This window comes from Pseudomonas sp. DP-17 (assembly GCF_022380625.1).
In the GTDB taxonomy this organism is placed as follows: Bacteria; Pseudomonadota; Gammaproteobacteria; order Pseudomonadales; family Pseudomonadaceae; genus Pseudomonas; species Pseudomonas nitroreducens_A.
Map to the genome: position 1 here is coordinate 39,250 of NZ_JAKSXG010000021.1, position 25,361 is coordinate 64,610.

A 25,361-nucleotide genomic window follows, 5' to 3' on the forward strand; every position below is an offset into this window, starting at 1 on the left:
CCGCTCTGCTGGGGCTGACGATACTGGTCGGTGCAGAGGTGCACGCCGGCGTCACCGCCGAGCGCACGCGGGTGATCTTCGACGAAGGCAAGCGCGAGGCTTCCCTCGCGCTGGTGAACCAGAACAGCTACCCGGTCATCGTGCAGACCTGGATCGACGACGGCGACCTCGACGCCGCGCCGCAAACCGCGCAGGCGCCGATCATGCCGCTGCCCCCGGTATTCCGCCTGAACCCCGGCCAGATGCGCAGCCTGCGCCTGCTCTATACCGGCGATGCGCTGCCGAAGGACCGCGAGTCGCTGTACTGGCTGAACCTCTACGAGATTCCGCCCCAATCCGACGAGCCGTTGGGCGAAGGGGAATCGCGCCTGACCGTTACCCTGCGCACGCAGATGAAGGTCATCTACCGCCCGCGGGCACTGGCAAAGGATGCTGAGGAGGCTCCCCGCAAACTGCTCTTCCGCAGGAACGGCAATGCGCTGCAGGTGGAAAATCCCACCGCCTATTTCATCACCCTGGCCGGCGCCGAGGTGCGCCAGGGCAACGCCGGCTCGGCGCTGCCGGCCGAGCTGCTGCCGCCGTTTTCGAAGCGCGTGTTGACGCCAACCCAGGCCCTGCCGGCGAGCGGCGGGGAGGTGCGTTACCTGTGGATCGACGATGGCGGGAACAGCCAGCAGGGCACTGCGGCGCTGCGCTGATCACTCAGGCTTCATGGGGAGTTTGGTGATGGGCGGATCGCGGGCATGGCCCGCTCCTTACATTGTGCAGGCCTACTGAAACAGATTGGCCATCACGCAGAACGTCAGCAACGCCTGGTCGGTATCCACGTCCAGCTTGCGCATGGCAGAGATCTTCTGCGCGCTCACGGTCTTCACGCTGCGGTTGAGCAGCAGCGCGATGTCGCGCACGCTCATGCCCGAGATGAAATGGCGCAGCACCTCGTATTCCTTCACCGACAGGCTGGCGATGCGCCCCTCCACGTCGTCCCCGCTGGCCAGCACGCTGCTTGCCGACTGCATGCCCGGCCCGCGGTAGATGCGGTCCTGGGCCAGTGCCTTGAGCGCCACGAGGATCTCGTCGAGATCGCCATTCTTCAGGATCACCCCCGACACGCCCAGGTCGTAAAGGCTGGAGAGAATCAGCGGGTTGGACAGCATGGTGAGGATGAGGATGCGCGTGTCGGGGAAATTGCGCAGCAGGTACTCGATCAGCTTGATGCCGTCGCCGTAGGTCTGGTCCCCCGGCATATTGTAGTCGGTGATGACGATGGCCGGCCGCTGCTCGCGGTACAGGGCCACCAGCTCGCTGGAATTATGCGCCTCGCCTATTACCTCGAAGCGATCGTCCCGTTCGATCACCTCGCGAACCCCCATCAGGACAATGGGATGGTCGTCCGCTAGTGCCACTCTGACTTTTTCCATGAGTTTTCTTGAGTCCCAACGTTTGCGTTCGCCGGCCCGCCACAAGGGCACGGCCATTATTCCAGAATAGCCCCGGTTACCGGACAGGCTCTCAGAGGCCGGCCAGGGCCGCCTCGATTCGTCCCAGCAGCGTGGTCACCGCCGCAGACAGTTCGGGCCCGGCGGGTTGCGCGATCAAGGCTTCCTCCACCGCGCCGCAGGCATCACTGAGCCCATGGGCCTGCACCACCGCAAGTGCCCCCCGCAGACGATGAACCTGTTGGCGGACGGTGGGAAGATCACCGGCGCGCAGGGCTTCCGTCACGCCCTGCATGTCCTGGCGCATGGTGCGCAGGAACAGCTCGCGCATCTTCTCGGAAACCTGCAGTCGATCCTGCGCCGGCGCTTCGGGCCGCGCTTCGTTTTCCGCCGTTTCTGCCGCTTCTGCCGTCGCGTGGCCGCAGACCTTGAGCAGTCCGTCGTGCAGCGTGCGCAGGCTCATCGGCTTGACCAGCCAGGCATTCATGCCCACCGCCATGCAGCGCTCGCCTTCCTCGCGTAGAGCGTTAGCGGTGACGCCGATGATCGGCAGCCGGCTGTCGTGGCGGCGCAGTTCGCCCACCAGTTCATAGCCATTCATCACCGGCATGTTCACATCGGTCAGCAGCGCGTCGAAAGCGTTGGGCGCCCAACGCTGGAGTGCCTCGCGCCCATTGCTGGTGAGGGTGACGCGGCAGCCCAGCTCCTCGAGTTGCTCCTTGAGCAGCGCCTGGTTGATCGGGTTGTCCTCGGCCACCAGTACCCGCAGGCCAAGCTTGCCCAGCCGGGCGACCCGGGGCGCCTGGCGCGCCTCGCTGGATCCGCCCTGCTGTGCCAGGCGCAGCGCCTGGGCAATGCCGGCCAGGTGGTAAAGGCTGACCTCCCAGCCCTGCGCGGACGCCTGCGGCTGCACCCCGCCATCAGTCAACGCCCGCACCCGAGGGCCGCTCCATTGCGACTCGCCAGCGGCTTCGAGCAGATCCAGCAGCACCGCGCCGGGCGGAACATCCGGCGGCAGCTGCTCCTGGACCAGCGCCGAGCCGCCCCAGCAATCGATCCAGTCGGCCAGGCTCTGCGCCAGTTCTTTCACCGGCGCCCGCACGTAGATCGGTTGCGGCAGCAACGGCTTGCCGTCGGCCAGCGGTTGGCCACGTTCCAGCACCGGAAGCGCCAGGGTGAAGGTGAAGCTGCTGCCCAATCCGGTTTCGCTCACCACGCGCAATCGCCCTCCCATCAACTGGCTCAACCGGGCGCAGATCGACAGGCCAAGGCCGGTGCCGCTGACCGTATGCTCGTGGCCGTGGGCCTGGTAGAAGGGCTCGAAGAGACGCTGCTGCTGCGCATCGGACATGCCGATACCGGTATCGGTGACCTGCCATTGCAGCGCCGTCTCGCCCTGCTCGCCGATCACGACGCGCAGGCGCAGCACCACGCGGCCGATGTCGGTGAACTTCAGCGCATTGCTCAGCAGGTTGGCAAGAATCTGCCGGATGCGCGCGGCATCGCCGCGCACCAGGCCAGGGACGTTCGAATCGATGCAGGCATAGAGCTGCAGATCCTTGCCCTCGGCTACGCCGGCATAGCCTGCGACCACCTCCTCGGCCAGCTCCAGCGGGTTGAACTCCACCGCCTCCAGGGCCATCTGCCCGGCCTCGATCTTGGACACATCGAGGATGTCGCTGATCAACTGCAGCAGGGTCGACGACGAGCGCTGGATGGTCGCCAGATAGTCGCGCTGCTGCAGGGTCAGCTCGGTCAGCCCGAGCAGCTCCAGCGTGCCCAGCACGCCATAGAGCGGCGTGCGGATTTCGTGGCTCATGGTGGCAAGGAACACCGATTTCGCCTCGCTGGCGGCATCCGCCGACAGCTTGGCATCGGCCAGCATCTGCTGCGCCTGCTTGTGCGCGCTGATGTCATTGAAAGCGCAGAGCACCACGTTCTCGCCGCGGTAGCGGGTCGGCGCGAAGCTGGCGTGCAGGGCACGACCTTCCACCTCGAAGACCAGCTCGCCATCGCCCCCGCCGATCCTTCCGCTCAGGTCCCAGTCGCGGCTGATGCGGGTGATGGCTTCGGCATCGCCCAGCCACTGCTCGGCCAGGCGGTTCTGCATCACTACCTGGTGGCTGCCATGCCGCAGCACGCACAGCGCGACCGGCGCGGTCTGGATCACCGCGCGGCTGAAGGCGTCGCTCTCGACTATGTCCAGATGGGCGCGGCGCGCAGGCTTGATCACCCGCCGCGAGTACCAGCGGATGGCGAACCAGCCGCCCGCCAGGCTGCCAAGGATCAGCGCCAGCCCGCCAAGGAACTGCCACTTGGCGTAGCGGAAGAAGCTGGCGTAGCTCAGGCGATAGAGCGCGGTCCAACCGCCATCGAACTCGCTGCGGACCTTGAACACCAGGCCGTCGGTGCTGAAGTTCAGGCCGTCCTGGTAATCCTTTTCACCGCCCTGGAAGTCGATCAGCACCTGGCCGCCCGGCGAGATCAGTTCCAGCTCGTCGAACACCGGCCGGTCAAGCACCTGCTCGAGGTCATTGATGCGTCCCAGGTCCAGCAGCGACACCGCCACCACGCGGCGGTCCAGGTCCGACTCCCACCACAGCGCATCGGGCAGGTCGAGGCTGACGTAAGCCAGCAGCTCGCGGTTCTCGCCGCCGGTATAGGGCTGCGCCTGGGCCCAGTGCACCTGGGTGTCGCTGCGCTTGGGCGAGTGTTTCTCCAGCGCCTCGCGCACACCCTCGATCACCGCCAGGTAGTTGCCCCGCGTCAGCGGCCGCTGCCCGCGGAAGTTGCCGATGGAGGGCACCGCGAGGCTGGTGGGCCCATGCAGGTCGAGCACCAGTACCTGGGGCGAGGGATAGGACGAGGTACTCCAGTAGCTGCTGTAGAAGTTCGCCAGCATCACCCCGAAGGAAAAGGTGCCGGGCCGTTCCTGTGGATCGACAGGGCGCACCTGATGCGCGAGGGTGAAGGACATGGCGAAGGAGAACTCCCGCCCCTCGTGGATCTCCAGGCCGTTTTCGCGGATCAGCATGCGTCGCTGCAGCGGGATCACGTCCAGGTCCTGGCGCTGGGTGGACTCGTCGCTCTGCAGGGCGATGCGGTTGAGAAAAGCCTCATGCTCGTGGATATCCCCCACCAGCCGGCTGAAATGGAAATGCACCTTGTCGCGCTCTTCCTGCACCACCCGGCCCAGGGCCCAGTAGCACGCGCCCACCAGCATCAGGGCGAGGGAAACCGCGCACAGCAGGACGACGTTCAGGCGCAGCGAAGTGCTGGCCAGTTTACGAATCGAGCCGTGGTCATGTTCCTTCATGCAAAGCATCCGGTGTCGCGGGAAAGTGGCGGCGGAGGGCCCGCCGGATACCAGCAGACTTTAGATGTGAGTACGCGATAAGGCGACCCGCCAGCCCCCCGGGAGGCCGGCAATCGCCTGCGCATCTGCGATGTCCCTGCCGTGGATCAATGAGCCATGGCGGCGCGCTCCTGGAGCAACTGGCGGGTGAATACAGCAGGCGGCACCGCCTCGGAGAACAGGTAGCCCTGGGCGCAGTCGCAATGCAGCCGGCGCAACAGCGCCAGCTCGTCCGGATGCTCGACGCCTTCGGCGATCACCTCCAGCCCCAGTTGCCGGCCCAGCTTGACGATGCTTTCCAGCGCCGCCGCCAGCCCCTCGTCATCCACGCAGCCATGCACCAGCGCGCGGTCGATCTTCAGCTCCGTGAAGGGCGTCGAGACCAGGTTGTACAGCGAGCTGTAGCCCTGGCCGAAATCGTCCTGTGCCAGGCCGAAGCCCTTCATGCGCAGGCGGCAGGTGCCGGCGTAGTAATTGGCCGGTGTCGCCGTGGCACTGCATTCGAGCAGCTCGAAGACGATGTGTGCCGGCACCCCGCCACGGGCGGCGACGAAGGCGGCGAGACGGTCCGGCAAATCGGGGGCGTCCAGCAGGTGGGTGGGCAGATTGACCGCCACCGACAGGCGGAACCCCAGCTGGCTCCAGTCGGCTTGCGCCTGCAGTGCCTGCTCGAGCACCGCCCAGAGCAGTGCCTCATCCAGCCCCGCAGCCGTCAGCGCGGCCATGAAGCTGCCCGGCAACAATACGCCGTGATGCGGGTGCTCCCAGCGCACCAGCGCCTCTGCCGCGACGATACGCCCATCGATCAGCGAAGCCTTGGGCTGGAACCAGGCGCAGAACTGCCGCTGCGCCAGGGCCTGCTCCAGCTCCTCGCGGGTGGGCGCGGCAATCGCCGGCCCGTGCCGTTGCACCTCGCGCTCCTGGCGCGAGACAAGCTTCTCCAGCAGGCGGCGGATCACCGGCGCGCGGGCCGGCTTGGCGATCTGCTCCAGCACGGTGATGCCGTGGGCCCGGGCCACCATGCAGGCGCTGCCCATCAGCGGGCGCGAAGCCGAACTCATGATCGCCAGCAGCGGCGGCTGGCTCAGCGTGGCCAGCCGCTGGATCAGTTGCACGCCATCCAGGCCGGGCATCATCAGGTCGCTGACCACCAGGTCGAAGCGTTCCTGCTCCAGCCAGCGCAGCGCCTCGGCGCCCTCCTCGGCAGCGCGCAACTCGACGACGCCCTGCTCGCGGAACAGGTTGAGCAGGTATTCGCGCTGGAAGGGTTGGTCTTCGACGATCAGGATGCGCTGATGTCGCATGGCGGCACCTCCGCGGGCAGGCTGGTCAGGCATTGGCGCAGGGTGCGCAGGTCCACCGGCTTGAGCAGGCAGCGGTTCATGCCAGCGGCGAGGCAACGTTCGTTTTCCTCGTGCATGGCATTGGCGGTCGCGCCGATGATCGGCCCGCGATAGCCCCGCTGGCGCAGCGCGCGGGCCAGCTCGTAGCCGTTGAGATGCGGCATGTTGACGTCGGTGAGCACCAGGTCAAAGGCGTCCGTCTGCCAGCGAGTCAGTGCCTGCCGGCCATCGATGGCGAGCTCGACGATGCAACCGAGGGTTTCCAGCTGGTCGCGCAGGATCAGCTGGTTGATCGGGTTGTCCTCCACCAGCAGCACGCGCAGGCCGAGCCCGATGTCGGGCAGGGTATCGGCCAGGCGCGCCGCCTCGCCGCTGGCACAGCCCTGCGCCGCCGCAAGGGCACGGCGCAGCCCTTCGAGGTTGTAGCGGCCCACGTGCCAGTCGCAACCCTCCTGGCGCGGCTGCTCGCCGCCCAGGTCGGTCACCAGCACCCGGCAGCCGCGCCAGGCGGGCAGCGGCTTGCGATCATGGGAATTGAAGCGCAGGTCCACCAGTACGCTGGCGGCATCTTCTTCGACGGGCTGGTCGGCCGCTACCACCTGGGCGCGGGCACCCCAGCGGGCGATCCAGCCGCAGAGGCTCTCGGCCAGTTCGCGTGTCGGCGCATGCACCCACACCATCGAGTTACCCAGCCTGGGTTCACTGGAGGAGTGACGGTCCACACAGGGCAACGGCAGGCTGAGAGAGAAACTGCTGCCCAGGCCGACGTCACTGACGACCCGCAACTGCCCGCCCATCAATTCGGTGAGCCGCTTGCAGATCGACAGGCCAAGGCCGGTTCCGCCCGCCATGCGCGCGTTGCCGGAAACCTGGTAGAAGGCATCGAAGAGGTGCTCCTGCTGGTCCCAGGGAATACCGATGCCGGTGTCGGCAACCTGCCAGTGCAGCGTGTCATGCCAGCCTTCGCCGGGCTCCGAACGGACCCGCAACACGATGCGCCCGCTGTCGGTGAACTTCACCGCATTGCTCAGCAGGTTGTTGAGGATCTGGCGGATGCGCGTGGCGTCCCCCTGCACCCGCTCGGGCATCAGGCAGTCACAGCAGGCATAGATCTGCAGGCCCTTGGCGCGGGCGGCAGCGGCGTAGGACTGGATGCTGTCGAGGGTAAGCTCCAGCGGCGAGAACTCCACCGGTTCCAGGCCCAATTGGCCGACCTCGATCTTGGACACATCGAGCACGTCGCTGATCAGTTGCAGCAGGGTCGAGGACGAACGCTGGATGGCGCGCAGGTAGCCCGACTGCTGGTGATCCAGCACGGTGCGGCCAAGCAGCTCAAGGGTGCCCAGCACTCCGTAGAGGGGCGTGCGGATCTCATGGCTCATGGTTGCCAGGAACAGCGTCTTGGCCTCGTTGGCAGCATCGGACAGGCGCTTGGCTTCGGCCAGCGCGGCCTCGGTCTGCTTGCGCGCACTGATGTCGCTGAAGGCGCAGCACAGCACTTCCTCGCCCTTGTAGCGGGTCGGCGTGTAGCTCAGGTACAGGTGCCGGCCGGTGTGGGTTTCCACCTCTTCCGAGCCGCCGTCCTCGCCACTGTTGAAACCGCGCTCGAGCCAGCCGTAGGTCCAGTACCGACGTTCCTCGCCGCTGCCCAGCCATTGCTGGGCGAGGCGGTTCTCCAGCATCACTTCGGCATCGTTGCGCCGCAGCACGCACAGCGCCACCGGCGCGGTCTGGATCATCGCCCGATGGAAGTCCTCGTTCTCCACCAGCGTCTTGAGTCGGTGCTGCGCCGGGCCGATCAGGCGGCGGTTGATGCGCCGGCACATGCCCCAGACCACCAGACAGCAGCCCAGCAGGAAGGCCAGCGAGGCCAGCAGCCTGGGCCAGATCGGCAGCAGCAGGTCAGACAGGTTGAAGTAGTAGATCAGCGACCAGTCGGAGCTGCCCAGGTGCTTGAGCAGCGCCAGGTGGCTGGGAATCAGGCCGGGGCCGCTGAAGGCGAAGTTGTCGCCTGCCCAAAGGTCGCTGAATTGCAGGCCCAGCTGCGGCGTGACCGCGCTGCCGAGGATGGTCCGGTGGTCGCGGTCCAGCAGCAGGAAACGCCCGGCGTCGGGCATGGCGAGCGCCGCCGAGAGATCGGCGCCAAACATCTCCAGCCCGAGCCAGCCATTGTCCTGCTCGCTGGTCGCGCGGGTGAACAGGTACTGCCGCGCCTGCGGGTCGGTCGGATCGGCGAGCCAGCGCACCTGGCTCTCTTCTGTCGCCGTGCCGGGCTGCCCCAGCACTTCGAGCACCGAGGCCGGCACCACGGCATTGAGCGCTGGCGCCCCGTACAGCCGGGTGACGAAGCGCTCCGGCGCGGGCGAGACGTAGATCAGGTTCAGGCGCTTGGCTTCCAGCTCCGAAAGGTCGCGCCCCGACAGCGCCAGGCTCCAGCTCGAACCCGGCTCGCCGAGCGTGACGTAGACCTGCTCATGGGGCGGCACCGGCGCGCTCAGCTGGCGCCACTGCAACAGCGGCTCGCGGGCTTTCCAGGTCACGCCGCGACTGATGTGCTCCAACAGCGACTCGCGCTGCCCCAGGTAGTTCTGGGCCTCGTACATGGCGGCATTCATCTGCCGGCGCAGTTGCGACACCTCGCTGTTGAAGCTCGCGGCAAGGAACAGGCTCAAAGTGAAGAACAGGCAGGCGATCACCAGCCAGGCCAACAGACGAAGCAGCTTTCGCGCGGCCTTCGGAGTGGAAAAGGAGGAATCCTGACGACGAAGGAATTGCTTGAGTTTCATGCCTGCCAGCCTGGCGAAAAGCTCGCCGGGCGGACATCAGACAAATCTAAAAAATGGAGAAATGCGGGTTGCCGCGCGTATTCCCACAAGCCACGAAGCGAGCATGCGCCAGACACCCGCTAAACCGGAGGGGCGCGATTTCGTGCTCCGTTGATCTGGAGGTGCCACATGCCGACCACCACCGTTGCGCTGTTCCGCGATGCACAGGAACCCGCCCCAGGCCCTGCAAGGCCTGCTGGAGGCAGCAGAGGCTGGCCACCGGCTGGTGATTGCGGCGTTTGGCCCTGCGGAGCTTTGCTACGGGCGCGGCGTCCCCCAAAGCGCCCAAGGCGGTGACGGCATGGATCGATGCGCTGATACGACGTCTGGACGAGGTGTTGCCCTGGGACAGCTTCGCCGTGGATGCCTCAGGATAAATCCAGCAGCCCGCTCGCCCGCTGCACCCGTCGCTCAGTCGCTGCCTCCAGCACCTGCCAGCCGCGCCCGGCGCTGGCAAGGGTGAACCATTTGCGCGCGCGGGTAATGCCGGTGTAGACCAGCTCGCGGGTCAGGATCGGATTGAGGCTGTCGGGCAGCAGCAGCGCGGCGTGGGTAAATTCCGAGCCCTGGGATTTGTGCACGGTCATGGCGAACACCGTTTCCACCGCCTGCAAGCGGCTGGGCAGGATCCAGCGGATGGCGTCGCTGCCGTCGCCCGCCGGGAAGGCCACGCGCGCCACCCAGCGCAGCGACCCGTCGCCGGCCGCCTGCGGTAGCGCCAGGGTGATGCCGATGTCGCCGTTCATCAGGCCCAGGCCATAGTCGTTGCGGGTGACCAGCACCGGGCGCCCGGCGAACCAGCCGTGGGCGGAGGGGATCAGGCCCTCGCGCTGCAGCAGGTCGCCGATCAGCAGGTTCAGCCCTTCCACGCCCCAGGGCCCGCGACGCAGCGCGCAGAGCAGCTGGAACTGGCCGTGGGCTTCCAGCACCTTTCGTGCCCAGTCATCCAGCGCGGCCTGATCGGCGTCGTCGGCCGGACGTGAACCGCTGACCACACGCAGATAATGGGCGTAACCGACCGGGCCGAACAGGTCGCCGCCGCGCCCGCCGTCGATCACCAGATCGCGCAGGCTGCGGGTTTCCCGGGCATCCACGGCGATGCGGGCGAGGTCTTCGTGCTGCGCCTTCCAGACCTGGCGCAGGGCCGGAATATCACCGGCGTTGACCGCTTCGGCCAATTGGCCGATACCGCTCTCGGCGCTGAAGCGGTGGCTGTGACGGAGCATGGCCACGGCCTGGTCGAGGTCGCTGCCGGCAGTGTCCAGCAGCGCTGGGGCGATCTCCTCGCCGGTCACCGCTTCCAGCCAGTCGCGGGTGGCCGGACGATAGTGACCTTCACGGGCGCGGCTGCACAGCTCGCCGAGTACCGCGCCAGCCTCTACCGAGGCCAGCTGGTCCTTGTCGCCCAGCAAAATCAGCCGCGCTCGCGCAGGTAGCGCGGCGAGTAGCGAGGCCATCATTTCCAGGTCGACCATCGAGGCTTCGTCCACCACGAGCAGTTCCAGCGCCAGCGGGTTGCCGGCGTGGTGGCGGAATTGACGGCTGTCCGGCCGGCTGCCGAGCAGGCGATGCAAGGTGGTGACTTCGGTCGGAATGGCTTCGCGCGCCGCTTCGCCATTGGCCAGCCCGGCCAGATCCAGGCGCTGCACGGCGCCGGCGATGGATTCATTCAGCCGCGCGGCCGCCTTGCCGGTGGGCGCGGCGAGGCGGATGCGCAGCGGTCGCCCGCCCTCCCCCAGCGCCAGGCTTTGCAGCAGGGCGAGCAGCTTCACCACGGTGGTCGTCTTGCCCGTGCCGGGGCCGCCGGTGACGATGCCGAAGGCGTTGCCGGCGACCAGCGCGCAGGCGAGCTTCTGCCAATCCGCCGGCGCCCCTGCCCTTTTCGGGAACAGCGCATCCAGCGCCTGGCGCAGCTGTGCGGCAGGCAGCGCGGCACGCAGTGCATCGCCCTGCTGCAGGCGCTGGTCGATACCGGCGCGCACTTCGCGCTCGTACTGCCAGTAGCGGCGCAGATACAGGCGGCGGCCGGAGAGCACCAACGGCGTGTCGCCTGGGCCATCGCCGACCAGCCGCGGGTCGTTGAGCACGGCGCGCCAGGCATCGAGGTCGAAGCCATCCAGCAGCACACCGGGCAGTTCTGGTGCGTCCTTGACCGAATCGCCTTCAGGCGGCAGGGACAGGGCAAAGCGGCTGTCGGCCAGGGTCGCTTCCAGGTCGAGGCAGACGTGCCCGCGCCCGAGCTGGTGGCTGGCCAGGGCGGCGGCGAGGATCAGCAACGGGTCGGCATCCGCCGCGCGCTCTACCAGGAAGGTCGCGAAGGCACGGTCCAGCTCGCGCAGCCAGCCACGCTCGGCCCAGCGGCCGATCAGTTCGAGCATCTCGGCAGTATTCTTCATGCCGGCACCTCCGCGCGGAACAGGCGGTCCAGCTCGTCCATCAGTGCCTTGGGCGGGCGCTCCAGGTACATGCCCTGGGTTGCCGAGGAACTGCCGCGCAGGAACAGGTACATCGCGCCTCCGATGTGGCGGTCGTAGTCATAGTCGGGCAGGCGCGCCTGCAACAGCCGGTGCAAGGCGAACAGGTAGAGCGCGTATTGCAGGTCGTAGCGGTGCTCCAGCAGCGCCTCGCGCAGCGCTGCCTGGGTGTAGGCCTCGTCGTCCGCCCCCAGCCAGTTGGACTTGTAGTCGGCCACGTAGTAGCGGCCCTCGTGTTCGAATACCAGGTCGATGAAGCCCTTGAGCATGCCGTTGAGCAGGTTCGGCTGCAGCGTCGGCCGCGCTGCGCCGCCCAGGGTGTGGCGGGTCACGGCGGCGTCGAGGCGCTGGGTATCGACATTGCGGGTGGAGAACCAGAACTCCATTTCCTTCTGAAAGGTGGCCAGCCCGGACAGGCTGACCGGGGCCGCAGCGGGCAGGCAAAAAGCCGTGCGCAAATACTGGCCCAGCCAGCCGGTGAGTGGCTCGATCCACTCTTCCCAGCCGCGCACGGCGCAGCGCCGGGCGATCTGGTCGCGCAGCTGTTCTTCGTCGGCATTGAAGCCTTCGTCGGCGGCCCACTCCAGCAGGCCGTGGAGGAAGCTGCCGGGGTTCGCACCGCGCGGGAAGGCGTGCAGGCTGAAGGGTGCGGGCACCGCTTCAAGCTCGCGGTGTTCTTCCAGGCTACTTTCGCGCAGCAGGTCTTCGCCGGCGCTGATAGGTTCGTCGGCGGCCGGCGCGGGAGCGACTTCGCTGTCGTCCTCGCTGGCGCCCACGGCGGTCATGTTGGCCAACGCCGAGTAGCTGGCGATCCACCACTTTTCCGCCACCCGGCGGCGCGGTTCGCGCGCGGCGCCCAGCTCGCCGGCCTGGACGCCGACGAACTGCTCGCTTGCGATCTGCGGCGCCGGCTCCAGGGCAATGAGGGTCTGCCCGGCCTGCAGCTCGACCAGGCGCGTGGTCACGTCCTCGATGGACAGCGTATTGCCGCCGCCCAGCAGGTAGCCCATGGCGCCCTTGTGCAGCTCGGGGTTCTTGCTGTTGCTCATCACCAATGCCGCCACGCCCAGCCACACGGCATGGCGCGCGCGGGTCAGGGCCACATAGAGCAGGCGCATGTCCTCGCTCAGGCGTTCGTCGTTGGCCTGCTGGAAAGCCGCCTTGGTCAGTTCCTTGTCGCGGGCCAGCTCGACCACGCGGGATTCACCGGACTGGAAGCTCGGCGGGTTGCCGCTCTTGCCATCCAGTTCGCGCCAGGTGCAGATGAAGGGCAGCAGCACCAGTGGGTATTCCAGGCCCTTGGACTTGTGGATGGTCACCACCTTGATCAGGTCGGCGTCGCTTTCCAGGCGGAGGATTTCTTCGCTGGAAGGGTTTTCCAGCTGCTCGGCCAGTACCCGCAGCAAAGCGTGCTCGCCATCCAGCTCAACGGCCTCGCGCTGCAGCCATTCGGCCAGGTGCAGCAGGTTGGTCAGGCTGCGTTCGCCGTCGGTTTCGCGCAGCAGGCGCGCCGGCAGGGCGAAGTCGGCGAGCAGGCGGCGCAGCATCGGCAGCACGCCCTGTTGCTGCCAGAGCAGGCGGTAGTCGCGGAAGCGCAGCACCATGTCTTCCCAGAAGCGCTCGTCCTGGTTCAGCCGTTCCAGGGTCGCCCAGTCCAGCGCCAGGCTGCGGGTGGCCAGGGCGATGCGCAGCACGCCATCGTCGCCGGGGTCGGCGCAGGCGCGCAGCCAGTGCAGCAGGTCGACGGCTTCGGGGCTGTCGAACACCGAGTCGCGGTCCGACAGGTAGACACTGGCGAGCCGGCGTTTCGCCAGTTCGCCGCGCACCGCCTCTGCTTCACTGCGGCCACGCACGAGGATGGCGATGTCGGCGGGACGCAGGGCACGCCACTGGCCATCGGCATCGCGGAAGCCGCTCTGCGCCGAGCTCAGCCAGCGCTGGATGGCGCTGGCGCTGCGCGCGGCCATCTCCTGGCGGTACAGCGTGGAGCCGCAGACCTGCCCCTCGTTGTCCAGTTGCCAGAAGGTCATGGCCGGCGTTTCGCTGCCTTCGAGCAGCAGTGTTTCATCGCGACCACGGGCGCCCACTTCGAGGAAGGGCACGGGGTTTTCCTGGCCTTCCACGGCAAAGCGGAACGCACCGCGTCCGTGGGCTTCGGCATAGAGGAAACAGCGGTTGGCCGCGTTGACCATGGCCAGGGTGGAGCGGTAATTGGTGCCCAGCGTGTAGTGCCGTCCGGCGGTGGCGGCGCGGGCGCGCAGGTAGGTGTGGATGTCGGCGCCACGGAAGGCGTAGATCGCCTGCTTGGGGTCGCCGATCATGAAGAGTCCGAGGTTCCGCGGATTCGCGTCGATGCGGTAGACGCGCTCGAAGATGCGGTACTGCAGCGGGTCGGTGTCCTGGAACTCATCGATCAGCGCCACCGGGAACTGCTCGCGGATACGCTCGGCCAGGCGCTCGCCGCCGCTGCCGGCCAGGGCGCGGTCGAGGCGCACCAGCAGGTCGTCGAAGCCCAGTTCGGCGCGCTTCTGCTTCTCCACTTCCAGGTTGTGCCGCACTTCGCCCAGGGCATGCAGCAGCAATTGCGGGGCGATCTCCGGGCGCTGCTCGGAGCGCTCGACCCAGGCGTCGATGGCCAGCAGCGCGGGGTGCTCCGGCACCACGGCCTTGGCTTTCACCTTGATCCGCGTCTGGCCGAACCTGGCCAGGTTGTCCGGCGCGTCGGCGCCTTCGCTCCAGGCATCGAGCGCTTCGATCCAGCCGGCGAACACGGCGTCGTCATCCTTGCCGCGATAGCTGTTGCCGTTGAGATCGCCGCGCAGGTTGCGCAGCAGTTCGGCGACGCCCTGGCGATCCGCCGCCCAGGCTTCGCGGGCGCGGGTTTCGGCGGCGGCGAGTTCGTCGTAGAACTGACCGGTGGCTTCCAGCAGATCGGCCAGCGAAGCTGGGGCGGTCAGCGGTTGGTCGGCGTAGCGGAAGCCGGCCTCCTGCGCCGCCAACAGCGGTTGCAGGGCGCGGGCCAGCGCTTCGGGGCCGGCGTAGCAATGGCGCACGGCATTGGCCGCCGCCACGCCCAGCGGGTAGAAGTTGCGTCGCCAGTAGTCGCGCACGGCCTCGGCGAGCAGTTCGCTCTGGTCGGCGGCAAGGTCCTGGGTGAACAGGCTGCCGCTGTCGAAGGCGTGCTCGCGCAGCATGCGGTAGCACCAGCTGTGGATGGTAGACACGGCGGCTTCGTCCATCCATTCGGCGGCCAGCCGCAGCAGGCGTGCGCAGCCGGGCCAGCGCTCGGCTGCGTAACCGTCGCGCAGCTTCACCAGCAGGCCGTCGTGCTTCTGCTCGGGCTCGGCAAAGCAGCGCGCGGCCTCGCCCAGGCGCGCACGGATACGCTCGCGCAGTTCCTGGGTCGCGGCTTCGGTGAAGGTCACCACGAGGATTTCCGGTGGGCTCAGCGGCCGGCCGAACGCGGCCTGTTCGCCACCGTGGTCGAGGACCAGGCGTACGTAAAGCAAGGCGATGGTGAAGGTCTTGCCGGTACCGGCACTGGCCTCGATCAGCCGGCTGCCGTGCAGCGGGAAGTCGAGGGGATTGAGCTCGACGGCACTCATTGTCCGGCCTCCTTGCGCTGCAGAAGTTCGAACAAGGGCCCGTAGAGCGCTTCGGCCCAGGCCGCGAATTCGCCGCTGGCGTTGAGCGCGGCGAAATCCGGGTAGACGCGCGCCAGCGCTGCCGAGGACGTCGCCTCGCCGCTCAGGTTGAAGCCGCCGTCATAGCGCTTGGCGGCTTCACGGGCGGCATGCTCTTCGTCTTCTCCGGCGGCCAGCCAGGCGAACGCTGCCTTGCAGGCGACCGGCAGCGGGCGGCTCATGCCCTGGAACCAGGCATCCAGCAGCGCATCCAGCTCGGCGCGCGCTTGCTGTGCCGGCAGCGGCGGGAATTCGAGGGTGCCGGTCAGGCCGACCAGCACACTCGTCACCGGTTCGCCGCACAGTTGCAGCGCGAGGTGGCGCACCCACGGGCGCACCAGTCCATGCCATTTGTAGCCCTTGCCTTCATGCAGCTTGCCGCTGACCAGTTGCAGGCTGGCGAGCTGGCCGTCGGCGTTGCGGCGCAGACCGCCGAGCCAGTCGGCCAGCTCAATGCCGGCATGCTGGTGGACAAGTTCACGCTGCTCGTCTTCCACCCGCGACCAGTGCTCCAGTTGCTCGCGGTAGCGGGCCAGCAGGTCGTGCAGCGGCGCCACCAGCGCCTGGGCGGAGAAGTCGCCGAACGCCGCCAGCGGCAGCCGGCCCTCACGGCGCAGGCGCTGCACCTGGGCGCTCAGTTGCACCGTGAGCTGATCGGCCTGCCAGTGCTGTTCCACCCACGGGCGCAGGCGCTCGCAGAGTTCGAACTGCAACTGCCACACATCCAGGCCATTCAGCTCGAAGGGCTCTTCGTCCTGGCCAGTCAGTTGCTCCTCGCCGAAACGCACCTTGAGGCGCTGCAGGAAAAAGGCGCCGACCGGGTTGGCGAGAAAGTCCGAGAGCACGCGCAGGCCGATGGGTGCGTCCAGCACCGGCGGCGACAGCGGCGCTTCAGTCGTCTCGCCACCGTACTCGCGGTGGACATCTCGCCACTCGCGGGCATAGGTGTAGAGCCCGTCGATACCCTGTACCGAGGGTGCATCGAAATAAGCGCGGCTGAAGGGTTGCAGCGGGTGTTCCAGGGTCAGGCCGTGCAGCAGGTCACCGCCATCGGCACTGCGCCAGCCAGCGGCGAGGTGGTCGCGCAATTGGCCTATCAGCACGGACGGCGGGCGCTCGCTGTTGTCGCGGATGCTCCGGCCAACCCAGCTGACGTAGAGCTGGCGGCGCGCGGAGAGCAGCGCTTCGAGCAGCAGGTAGCGGTCGTCCTCGCGGCGCGAGCGGTCGCCGGGGCGGTAGTCGTTGCGCATCAGGTCGAAGTCCAGCGGCGATTGCGGGCGCGGGTAGTCGCCGTCGTTCATGCCCAGCAGGCAGACCAACTGAAAGGGAATCGCACGCATCGGCATCAGCGTGCAGAAGCTCACCGCACCGGCGAGGAAGCGCTGGTTCAGGCCGCCGGCATCCAGGCCGCCGAGCCAGGCCTCACGCACCACCGAGAGTGGCAGCGGGTCACTGAAGCCTGCGTAGCCACAGGTTTCCAGCCAGCCTTCGAGCAGGTTCAGCAGTTGCTGGCGGAGCAGTTCATCGTGGTCGTCGCTCACCAGGAAGAAGTCTTCCAGCAGAGCACGCAGGCGCTGCACCCAGGTCGCCGCATCGGCCTCCTCGGCGAGCAGGTCGCAGGCTTCTTCCAACGCGCCGAGCAACCCGGCCAGCGGGCCGAGGGCGGCGGCATCGAGCCCGCCGATCTCGGCGTAGGGCTGGATGCCCTGGAAGGCTTCGCCCTCGCCCACTGCGAAGCCCAGCAGCATGCGCCGCAGGCCGAAGCGCCAGCTGTTGGCTTCGGCGGCGGCGGGCAGGCCGAGGCGTTCGCGCTGCTGGCCGTCGAGGCCCCAGCGCACACCGGCACCGTCGATCCAGCGGCGCAGCAGCGGCAGGTCGGCATCGGCCAGGCCGAAGCGCGCACGCACGGCGGCGACATCCAGCAGGTCGAGGATTTCGCTGACCGCGAAACGGCTGTCGGGCAGCCGCAGCAGGTGCTCCAGCGCCACCAGCAGCGGTTCGCGGCCGCGCTGGCCCTGGTCGGCCATTGTGTAGGGAATGAAGCGTTTGTCGTCGCGCGGTATCTGGCCGAACACGGCTTCGATGTGTGGTGCGTAGGGGTTGATGTCCGGGACCATGACGATCACGTCGCGCGGGCGCAGCGTGGGATCGGCGTCGAAGCGCGCGAGCAGTTGGTCGTGAAGGATTTCCACTTCGCGCTGGGGGCTGTGGGCGACGTGGAAGCGCACCGAGTCGTCGGCCTGCGGGTCGACCGCCGGCCAGTGCTCGCGGGTCTCGTTGAGCGGCCGCAGCTCGAGGATGTCGTCCTGCAGCTGGCCGAGCAGGCTGTCCGGTTCCACTTCGCTGAACAGGTCGATGCGCCCGTTGCTCACCGCGCCCAGGCGAGCGCGGTAGCTTTCCGGATCGTCGTACTGGTCGAGCAGGTTGATGTAGTCGCGCCCCTGCTTGCCCCAGGCGGCCAGCAGCGGCTGCGCATACTGGTGCTGCTGGTCTTCGCTGAGCAGTTCGGGAGTGCCGGCGCGGCGGCGCTGGCGACGGTATTCGTGGCGCAGCAGGTCCTTGTCGGCCACGATGTCGGCCCAGTGGTGACGGCAGGGGTTGTGAACGCAGAGCAGGACTTGGGCGTGGCGCGCCAGCACGGCTAAAGCCTCCACCGTTTGCGCGGGCATGGCCGAGATACCGAACACCACCACACGCCGTGGCAGCCCCGGCAGCGGCTGCTCGGCGGCCTTCAGCTTCGCGATGAAACGCCCGTGTACGCCGGCACGGCTGGTGGCCAGGCCTTGCGGGCCGACATCGTCGAGCAGCGCGCGCCACAGCGCAGCCTGCCAGCGGTTGTCCGCCTCCAGATCGCGCACCGTGCCATTGGCCAGGCGCAACTGGTCGACACCACGGCTCCAGTCTTCCAGCCAGTCGGCCCGATAGACCTGGTACTGGTCGAACAGGTCAGCCAGGCGCTCGGCCAACTGGTGGCGCTTGCGCAGGTCGGCGTCGTCGGCGAGGAAGCGCTGCAGGGTGGCGAACTCATCGCGTTCCAACAGGGTGGGTAGCAGGCGCATCAGGCGCCAGGTCAGCGGGCCCTTGTCGAGCACCGAGACTTCGGGGATTTCATCACGGCCCAGCGCGCCGCGGTAGGCGCGCCAGAGAAATTGCGCGGGAAGTTGCACGTCCAGCGCGGCAGTGACGCCGCAACCGCCCTCCTCGACGTCGCGCCCCAGCGCCAGCTTCAGCCACTGGGCGATGCCGTTGCTCTGCACCAGGATGACCTCGTTTTCCAGCGGCGCCAGCGGGTGCAGGCTCATCCACTGCACCAGCAGGTCGCGCAGCGCTTCCGGATGGTTGCCGTGGATCACCATCAGGCCGGGGGTAAGTCGCTGCTCGCTCATCGTCTCTCCTGGTGCGGAGCGGGCGATGGAAAGCGCCCGCCGGGGATGACGGGCATTTCACCAAAAAAGCGCGCGGGCGGGGCAGTTTTTTACAGACCGGCTCAGGCGGCTACGGCCCCCTGCTCCCAGGCTTGGCGGATGGAGCCGGCGACCTCTTCGCGCAGCGCTTCGCGGCGGCGGAATTCGCTGCGCCGTTGGCTCTTCACCTCGGCGATGTCACGCACCGGCTCGCGCTCGGGCAGGCGGTACCAGTGGCGGTCATGCCGATTGGCCTGGACCTCCAGCCAGAAGGCGTCGTAACTGGACTTGAGCTTGTGCGAACAGGTGTGCGCGGCGTCACTGATGCCCAGTAATTGCCGGCCGCCCATCTGCTCGCCCAGCGTATAAAGGGCGGTGAGCAGCAGGCTCTTGGGACGCAGGCCGAACATTTCCTTGCCCAGCCATTTGACCGTGCCTTCATCCATCGTCGTGCGAGGGCCTTGCAACCCGCCGATCAGCAACCGGCCATTCTTGCCGAAGGTGAAACTCAGGGAGTACAGGCGCTCGCCCTCGCCGTTGCGCAGGTACAGGCCCAGCTCTCCCTCACGGTAGAAGTCCGAGGGTTCCAGCAGTACTTCCAGCGTGTCGCCGCTTTTCAGAGGAACCCGGCTGAGGGGCACCGCCCCCAGCGCCAGCAACTTCTCTCGCCAGACTCCGGGCAGGCAATCCAGCTGCGAATAGTGCTCCAGCAGCGCGGCAAGCCGGCGGCGGATGCTCCAGTGGCGGCACAGGTACTTGCGCCAGTGCTTCTGGGCGGGCGGCAGACCGTTCCTGTAACTCTGCGACAGCACCGGCATGAGTTGGATGCAACGCGACCAGCGCCAGTGCAGATAGGGATACAGGGTAGCGGCCAAAGCGCGTTGGCCGCCCTTGCGAATGGTTTTCCAGCGCATGAGTCAGATCGGTCCGGAGCGGGGGAAGACGACGCGACGCACTCCTGTGCGCACGCGAAAACAAAAGCGCGCCAGTGTGTTCGTGGACTTCCGGCAGAGGGATCGGCTCCACTACCGACGTGTTGACTGATCTTTCCGATCAGCTCGCGGCAAAGTCCGACGGACAACGGATCGCTTTCGCAGATGCTCGATGGCCAACCACCGCTATGCTCTGGAGTGGTACCCCGACGCCCCGACATGGAGACCACGATGGGCAAGAAGAGCAAAGCCGAAACCAAGGTTGTCGAACCGCAAGGCAAAATGAAGAACAAGGACTACGAGGAGCAGTTGAAGAAGCTCTCCGTGGAACTGGTCAAACTGCAGGAATGGGTGGTGCACAAGGGGCTGAAGGTCTGCATCGTCTTCGAAGGCCGCGACGGCGCCGGCAAGGGCGGCACCATCAAGGCGCTCACCGAGCGCGTCAGCCCGCGAGTATTCCGCGTGGTGGCGCTGCCCACGCCCACCGAGCGGGAAAAATCCCAGCTCTACGCCCAGCGCTATATCCGCCACCTGCCGTCGGCGGGTGAAGTGGTGATCTTCGACCGCAGCTGGTACAACCGAGGCGGTGTCGAGCGCGTGATGGGCTTCTGCACCGAAGAGCAGGCCGACAAGTTCCTGGCCGTGACCCCGCTGTTCGAGCGGATGCTCACCGAATCGGGGATCATCCTGCTGAAATTCTGGCTGGAGGTCAGCCCGGAGGAGCAGGAGCGCCGCCTGAAGGACCGCATCACCGACGGCCGCAAGATCTGGAAGCTGTCACCGATGGACGTGAAGTCCTTCACCCGCTGGGACGAGTACACCCGCGCCCGCGACCTGATGTTCGCCGCCACCGACTCGCCCTGGGCACCGTGGATCGTCGCGCCTTCCGAGGACAAGAAGCGCGTGCGCCTGAACGTCATCAGCCACATCCTCAAGCACGTGCCGTACAAGGAAATCCCGCGCGAGGAAGTGAAGCTGCCCAAGCGCGGCAAGATCGGCAAGTACAAGAGCCCGGACTACCCGTTCCACTACATCGAAGAAGTCTTCTGAGGCCAGCCGGGGCCGGCCTCGTGCCGGCCCTGGATCGACCGGCAATGCATGCTCCCGTCGGCCAGCCAGGATGCTCCATATCGGAGCGGGCCATGCCCGCGATGATCTCCGGCGCGATTCGAATCGATCGCGGCCGAAGTCCACTCCTGCGCCCCGTCAATCCAATGCGACGGAACGCAGATAGTCGGCCACCTCGACAGACAGCCACTGCGCGAACGCCGCCACTTTGGCCTGGGTCGCTTCGCGCTCGGGCCACACCAGCCAGTAGGGAAAACCATAGGGCACGCGCAGATCGCTCAGCGCCACCAGCTCGCCGCTTTTCAATGCGCCCGCCACCAGGCTGCGGCGCTCCAGGCCAATGCCCTGGCCCATGCGCACCGCCTCGATGCTCAGGTTGGAGTCGTTCACCACGAATTCCGCCGGCTCCTGCGGGACCGCCACGCCCGCCGCCTGGCACCAGTCCAGCCAGGATTCGAAGCCGGTAACGCGCGGGCAGCGGAGGATCTGCTCCGGCGTCCGAGGCAGGCGCCCGCCATTGAAGTCCGGCGCAGCGACGACCACCACTTCGTCCTCGAACAGGTGCTCCTGCGCCAGCCCTTCCCAGTGACCCTGGCCGATGCGGATGGCCACATCGGCCAGGCCCTGGCGCAGGTCCATCACTTCCAGGCTGGCCAACAGGCGCAGGCGGTACTGTGGATAAACCGCGCGGAAGGCCGGCAGGCGCGGCAGCAGCCACTTCTGGCCAAAGGACGGCGTCAGCGCCACCACCAGCTCGTCCTCCCCCGGCCGCGCCTTCGCCAGGCGGGTCGCCTCCGCAATATCGCGCAGCGCGCCGCGAATCTGCAGGGCATAGAGGCGACCTTCCTCGCTCAGACGCAATCCCCGGCCTTCGCGCTGTAACAGGGTGATGCCCAGCAGGCTTTCCAACTGGCGCACCTGCTGGCTGATGGCGGAATGCGTAACGTGCAGCTCGCAGGCCGCCAGGGTTACGCTGCCGAGTCGGGCCACGGCCTCGAAACTGCGCAGGGCGGAGAGCGGTGGTAATGCGCTCATGTAAGTTTTCCTAACCGAATCGGTCATTAATCGTCGCTATTTCAAAACAGCCAAAGCCGCTAGATTCATGGCCACAGGAGGGCAACCGCGCCAGCCACTATGCAATTTCCACTAACAGGACCTACCCATGCAACAAAAGCTTCCGCACCTGATCGGCATGCTCGACTCGCCCTACGTGCGCCGCGTTGCCATCACCCTGCGCCTGCTCGGCATCGAATTCAGCCACCAGCCGCTGTCGGTGTTCCGCACCTACGAGGAATTCCGCGGCATCAATCCGGTGGTGAAGGCGCCGACCCTGGTGCTGGGCGGCGGCGAGGTGCTGATGGACTCCACGTTGATCATCGATTACCTCGAACATCGGGCCGGGCGCAGCCTGATGCCCGCCGAGCCGGCTGCGCGGTTGCGCGCTACGCGCCTGCTGGGCCTGGCCCTGGCAGTGATGGAGAAGGCGGTGCAGCGCTATTACGAGCAGCAGCGCCCCGAGGACAAGCAACTCGCCAGCTGGCAGGAGCGGGTCGACCAGCAACTGCACGCCGCCCTGGCGCAGCTGGAAGGCGAGCTGCGCGAAATGTCGCTGGACGCCGGCGCGCCGCTGGACCAGGCCGGGCTCAGCATCGCAGTGGCCTGGACCTTCGTGCAGCTGCTGCACTGCGAAGATGTTCCGGCGGACAGCTACCCGGCGGTGCGCGACTGGGCGGAGCAGGCCGAGGCGCTGGACGTCTTCAAGGTGTTTCCGCCGGTGTAAAAGCCCGGCGTAGGAGCGGACTTCGTCCGCGATGGATTTCTGGCGCGCCTGAGGCCTATCGCGGACGGAGTCCGCTCCTACGCTCTCTGAGGCTCAATCCTTGGGCAGTTCCTCGTGCCGCTGCCGGGTGAAGCGCAGCAGGGCGAAACAGATGAAGAAGCCGCAAAGCGCGAGGCCCGCCGCCGCGAGGAAGATCGACGCATAGCCGTGGCGGGCGGCAACCAGCCCCATCAGCGGGCCGGCGATGCCCATCGCCAGGTCGAAGAACAGCGCGTAGGCACCCAGCCCGGCGCTGCGGCTACTGGCCGGGATGCGCAACACCGCCTCGACGCCCAGCGACGGATAGACCAACGACAGGCCACAACCGGTGAGCGCCGCGCCCAGCAGCGCAAAGCCCGGCCCCGGGGCTTGCCAGAGCAGCAGCAGGCCGAACACCTCCACGCCCAGGCAGACCACTGCGACGGCAAAACCGCCGAAGCGATTGACCATGCCCGAGAACATCAGCCGCGCGCCGACGAAGCAGACACCGAAAGCGGTCAGGCACCAGGCCGGGTTCGCCCAGCCCTGGCTGCCGTAGTAGAGGGTGATGAAGGTCGCCAGGGTGCCGAATCCGATCGAGCCGAGCATCACGCACATCCCATAGGGCAGCACACGGCCGAGCACCGCATGGAAGGCCATGCGTGTACCCGGAATGGTCGGCACTTCCGCGCGACCACGGGCGGCCAGCCAGCCAAGGGCGGTGAGCGCCAGGATGCTGCCCCCCAGGCTCCAGAGGCCCAGCGAGGCCGACAGGGTTACCCCCAACGGCGCCCCGATGGCGATGCCGCCATAGCTGACGATGCCGTTCCAGGAAATCACCTTGGCGGTGTTCTGTGTGCCCACCAGCGCAATGCCCCAACTCGCCGTGCCGATCCCCAGCAATCCCTGCGCCAGGCCGAACAGCAGGCGGCTGCCGAGCAGCAGAGTGAGGCTCAGCCAGGTCACGGATTCCAGGCTGGTAGACGCCAGCACCAGCACACCACCGACGCCCAGTACGCCCAGGCCATGGAGCACGGCGCGCTTCGCCCCGTAGGTATCGGCTATGTAGCCCGCCAGCGGGCGGGACAGCAGCGTGGCGATGTACTGCAGGCCGATCACCGCGCCGGCGATCACCGTCGAGTAGCCGAGGCCTTCGTGGACGAAGCCGGGCAGCACCGGCAGCAACAGGCCGATGCTCAGGAACAGGACGAAGGTGAAGAAAACGGTCGCGAGGATGCGCAGGGTGACGGAGGCGGTTCGCTGCTCGGACGAGCTCATGGACGGGCCTGACGGTGGGTGGCGGAGCGTGTGCGGGGCGATTGAAAGCAGGCTATCTATTTCCGCCGCAATTGCCAATCCGCACCTTGCCCGGCGGTTGCTCCTATAGTTGTCGCATTGCTGCACGCCATGCTGGCGTGCCCGGCGCCCCAAGGAGACCACGATGGATACCACGCCGCACACCCTGGCCAACCTGTTCAAGCAACTGGGGCTGCCCGACAGCCGCAGCGACATCGATGCCTTCCTCGGCAATCACCGCCTGTTCGAAGGCCAGAAACTCCCCGACGCGCCATTCTGGAGCCCGGCCCAGGCCCAGTTCCTGCGCGAGGCCTGGCAGCAGGACTCGGACTGGGCCGAAGACGTGGATGAACTGGCGGTACGCCTGTCCAGTTGAGCGGGGCTATTTGAGATAGGAGCGCAGCACGCCCATGACCTCTTCCAGGTCGTCGCGGCGCTGCGCCGCGGTGCGGTCTTCGGCACCCAGGTGGTCGCGCAGGTGGCCTTCGAGCACCTCGGCCATCAGACCGTTCACCGCGCCCCGGATGGCGGCGATCTGCTGCAGGATCGCCGCGCATTCGCTGCCCGCCTCCAGCGCCCGTTCCAGTGCCTCGCTCTGGCCCTTGATGCGCCGCACCCGGGTCAGCAGCTTCTTCTGGTCCTTGATGGTATGTCCCACGTCAAAACTCCAAAGGTATACTGGGGTATAGTATCCAGACTGATCCTGTGGACCATCATCATGCAGCTCGCCGCCCACCCGCAAGACGGTCGCCACGACCACCAGTTCCACGAAGGCAACCCCCTGGCCGAGCGCAACACCTTGCGCGCCGCGCTGCTGACCGTCGTGATGATGGTGGTGGAGATCGCCGGCGGCTGGATCTTCAACTCCATGGCGCTGCTGGCCGACGGCTGGCACATGAGCTCCCACGCCCTGGCGCTGGGGCTGGCATTCTTCGCCTACGTGGCGGCGCGGCGCTACAAGGGCGACGCGCGCTTCGCCTTCGGTACCTTCAAGATCGAGATTCTCGCCAGCTACACCAGCGCCATCCTGCTGCTGGGCGTGGCGGCGCTGATGATGTTCGAGTCTGTCGCACGACTGCTCTCCCCTTCGCCTATCCATTACCAGCAGGCCATCGCCATCGCGGTCATCGGCCTGCTGGTGAATCTGGCCTGCGCCTGGCTGCTGCGCGGCGAGCCTCATCACCATGGCCATGACCATGACCATGACCATGACCACCATCATGGTCACGACCATCACCACGACCATGACCATGACCATGACCATCATGGTCACGATCATGGCCACGACCTGAACCTGCGCGCCGCCTACCTGCATGTCCTCGCCGACGCCGCCACTTCGGTGGCGGCGATCATCGCCCTGATCGGCGGCCTGATCTGGGGCGCTGCCTGGCTCGACCCGCTGATGGGCATGGTCGGCGCGGTGCTGGTGGCCGCATGGTCGGTCGGCCTGCTCAAGCAGAGCGGCCGGGTGCTCCTCGACGCGGAGATGAACGACCCGGTGGTGGAGGAAATCCGCGAGGTGGTCGCCGAGCTGCCCGCTCCGGCGCGCATCACCGACCTGCACCTGTGGCGTGTGGGCAAGTCGCGCTACGCCTGCATCCTCAGCCTCGCCAGCAGCGGCGAGCTGACACCCGAGCTGGTGCGCCAGCGCCTGCAGGTCCATGAAGAACTGGCGCATATCACGGTGGAGATCAACCCGGTCCCCGCCTGACAACGACCGGTTGAAAGACCGGAAGTCGTGCGG

16 protein-coding genes are annotated in these 25,361 nt (G+C 67.3%); 5 read left to right on the plus strand and 11 right to left on the minus strand.

All coding sequences use genetic code 11. The features are described 5' to 3' along the window. Window positions 1–5: 5 nt before the first annotated feature. Window positions 6–698 (plus strand): molecular chaperone, encoded by a 693-nt coding sequence (locus tag MJ122_RS29355; protein WP_239747147.1) that lies wholly within the window; start codon window positions 6–8, stop codon window positions 696–698. Between the two features lie 72 nt (window positions 699–770). On the opposite strand, the gene MJ122_RS29360 is transcribed toward MJ122_RS29355, so the two are convergent. The 8 genes from MJ122_RS29360 to MJ122_RS29395 form a co-directional block, all read right to left on the minus strand. Further along, window positions 771–1,421, minus strand: a complete 651-nt coding sequence (locus MJ122_RS29360) for a response regulator (RefSeq protein ID WP_017519398.1) — start codon at window positions 1,419–1,421, stop codon at window positions 771–773. Between the two features lie 91 nt (window positions 1,422–1,512). Beyond that, complete coding sequence (locus MJ122_RS29365; RefSeq protein WP_239747127.1) at window positions 1,513–4,755, minus strand: hybrid sensor histidine kinase/response regulator; 3,243 nt, start codon at window positions 4,753–4,755, stop codon at window positions 1,513–1,515. 146 nt (window positions 4,756–4,901) lie between these two features. Continuing rightward, on the minus strand, window positions 4,902–6,098 hold the full coding sequence (locus tag MJ122_RS29370; RefSeq protein ID WP_239747128.1) for an EAL domain-containing protein: 1,197 nt from the start codon (window positions 6,096–6,098) through the stop codon (window positions 4,902–4,904). Then, window positions 6,077–8,923 (minus strand): ATP-binding protein, encoded by a 2,847-nt coding sequence (locus MJ122_RS29375; protein ID WP_239747129.1) that lies wholly within the window; start codon window positions 8,921–8,923, stop codon window positions 6,077–6,079. Before MJ122_RS29375 ends, MJ122_RS29370 begins: the two co-directional genes overlap by 22 nt. Before the next feature lie 407 nt (window positions 8,924–9,330). Further along, a complete protein-coding gene (gene recD / locus MJ122_RS29380) occupies window positions 9,331–11,358 on the minus strand; it encodes an exodeoxyribonuclease V subunit alpha (RefSeq protein ID WP_239747130.1) in 2,028 nt (675 codons plus the stop codon). After that, window positions 11,355–15,041 carry an exodeoxyribonuclease V subunit beta gene (gene recB / locus MJ122_RS29385; protein WP_239747131.1) on the minus strand — a complete coding sequence of 1,229 codons (3,687 nt, stop codon included), beginning with the start codon at window positions 15,039–15,041 and terminating at the stop codon, window positions 11,355–11,357. Before recB ends, recD begins: the two co-directional genes overlap by 4 nt. Continuing rightward, window positions 15,038–18,505: an exodeoxyribonuclease V subunit gamma gene (recC, locus tag MJ122_RS29390; protein WP_239747132.1), complete on the minus strand. Its 3,468-nt coding sequence runs from the start codon at window positions 18,503–18,505 to the stop codon at window positions 15,038–15,040. Before recC ends, recB begins: the two co-directional genes overlap by 4 nt. A gap of 101 nt (window positions 18,506–18,606) precedes the next feature. Beyond that, on the minus strand, window positions 18,607–19,437 hold the full coding sequence (locus MJ122_RS29395; RefSeq protein WP_088417628.1) for a DUF535 family protein: 831 nt from the start codon (window positions 19,435–19,437) through the stop codon (window positions 18,607–18,609). Between the two features lie 249 nt (window positions 19,438–19,686). On the opposite strand from MJ122_RS29395, the gene ppk2 reads away from it, so the two are divergent. Continuing rightward, on the plus strand, window positions 19,687–20,505 hold the full coding sequence (gene ppk2 / locus MJ122_RS29400) for a polyphosphate kinase 2 (protein WP_088417627.1): 819 nt from the start codon (window positions 19,687–19,689) through the stop codon (window positions 20,503–20,505). 156 nt (window positions 20,506–20,661) lie between these two features. Here the strand turns inward: ppk2 and MJ122_RS29405 are convergent, their stop codons facing one another. Further along, the gene (locus MJ122_RS29405) at window positions 20,662–21,558 is read right to left on the minus strand and encodes a LysR substrate-binding domain-containing protein (protein ID WP_239747133.1); all 897 of its coding nucleotides are present in this window, start codon (window positions 21,556–21,558) and stop codon (window positions 20,662–20,664) included. 127 nt (window positions 21,559–21,685) lie between these two features. On the opposite strand from MJ122_RS29405, the gene MJ122_RS29410 reads away from it, so the two are divergent. Next, window positions 21,686–22,303 (plus strand): glutathione S-transferase family protein, encoded by a 618-nt coding sequence (locus tag MJ122_RS29410; RefSeq protein ID WP_088417625.1) that lies wholly within the window; start codon window positions 21,686–21,688, stop codon window positions 22,301–22,303. A gap of 93 nt (window positions 22,304–22,396) precedes the next feature. Here MJ122_RS29410 and MJ122_RS29415 read toward each other — a convergent pair whose 3' ends face one another. Then, a complete protein-coding gene (locus MJ122_RS29415) occupies window positions 22,397–23,599 on the minus strand; it encodes an MFS transporter (protein ID WP_239747134.1) in 1,203 nt (400 codons plus the stop codon). 163 nt (window positions 23,600–23,762) lie between these two features. On the opposite strand from MJ122_RS29415, the gene MJ122_RS29420 reads away from it, so the two are divergent. Then, window positions 23,763–23,993 carry a DUF2789 domain-containing protein gene (locus tag MJ122_RS29420; RefSeq protein WP_017519384.1) on the plus strand — a complete coding sequence of 77 codons (231 nt, stop codon included), beginning with the start codon at window positions 23,763–23,765 and terminating at the stop codon, window positions 23,991–23,993. Window positions 23,994–23,999: 6 nt separating this feature from the next. Here MJ122_RS29420 and MJ122_RS29425 read toward each other — a convergent pair whose 3' ends face one another. After that, on the minus strand, window positions 24,000–24,275 hold the full coding sequence (locus MJ122_RS29425) for a metal/formaldehyde-sensitive transcriptional repressor (RefSeq protein ID WP_088417623.1): 276 nt from the start codon (window positions 24,273–24,275) through the stop codon (window positions 24,000–24,002). 60 nt (window positions 24,276–24,335) lie between these two features. Between MJ122_RS29425 and dmeF the strand changes: the two genes are divergently transcribed. Then, a complete protein-coding gene (dmeF, locus tag MJ122_RS29430) occupies window positions 24,336–25,328 on the plus strand; it encodes a CDF family Co(II)/Ni(II) efflux transporter DmeF (RefSeq protein ID WP_239747135.1) in 993 nt (330 codons plus the stop codon). Window positions 25,329–25,361 lie beyond the last annotated feature (33 nt).

Coding starts and splice junctions, on each gene's coding strand:
- MJ122_RS29410 (WP_088417625.1), top strand. CDS start 21,686: ATGCAACAAAAGCTTCCGCACCTGATCGGCATGCTCGACTCGCCCTAC.
- recD (WP_239747130.1), bottom strand. CDS start 11,358: ATGAAGAATACTGCCGAGATGCTCGAACTGATCGGCCGCTGGGCCGAG.
- MJ122_RS29420 (WP_017519384.1), top strand. CDS start 23,763: ATGGATACCACGCCGCACACCCTGGCCAACCTGTTCAAGCAACTGGGG.
- ppk2 (WP_088417627.1), top strand. CDS start 19,687: ATGGGCAAGAAGAGCAAAGCCGAAACCAAGGTTGTCGAACCGCAAGGC.
- MJ122_RS29405 (WP_239747133.1), bottom strand. CDS start 21,558: ATGAGCGCATTACCACCGCTCTCCGCCCTGCGCAGTTTCGAGGCCGTG.
- MJ122_RS29395 (WP_088417628.1), bottom strand. CDS start 19,437: ATGCGCTGGAAAACCATTCGCAAGGGCGGCCAACGCGCTTTGGCCGCT.
- recC (WP_239747132.1), bottom strand. CDS start 18,505: ATGAGCGAGCAGCGACTTACCCCCGGCCTGATGGTGATCCACGGCAAC.
- MJ122_RS29370 (WP_239747128.1), bottom strand. CDS start 6,098: ATGCGACATCAGCGCATCCTGATCGTCGAAGACCAACCCTTCCAGCGC.
- recB (WP_239747131.1), bottom strand. CDS start 15,041: ATGAGTGCCGTCGAGCTCAATCCCCTCGACTTCCCGCTGCACGGCAGC.
- MJ122_RS29365 (WP_239747127.1), bottom strand. CDS start 4,755: ATGAAGGAACATGACCACGGCTCGATTCGTAAACTGGCCAGCACTTCG.
- MJ122_RS29375 (WP_239747129.1), bottom strand. CDS start 8,923: ATGAAACTCAAGCAATTCCTTCGTCGTCAGGATTCCTCCTTTTCCACT.
- dmeF (WP_239747135.1), top strand. CDS start 24,336: ATGCAGCTCGCCGCCCACCCGCAAGACGGTCGCCACGACCACCAGTTC.
- MJ122_RS29415 (WP_239747134.1), bottom strand. CDS start 23,599: ATGAGCTCGTCCGAGCAGCGAACCGCCTCCGTCACCCTGCGCATCCTC.
- MJ122_RS29360 (WP_017519398.1), bottom strand. CDS start 1,421: ATGGAAAAAGTCAGAGTGGCACTAGCGGACGACCATCCCATTGTCCTG.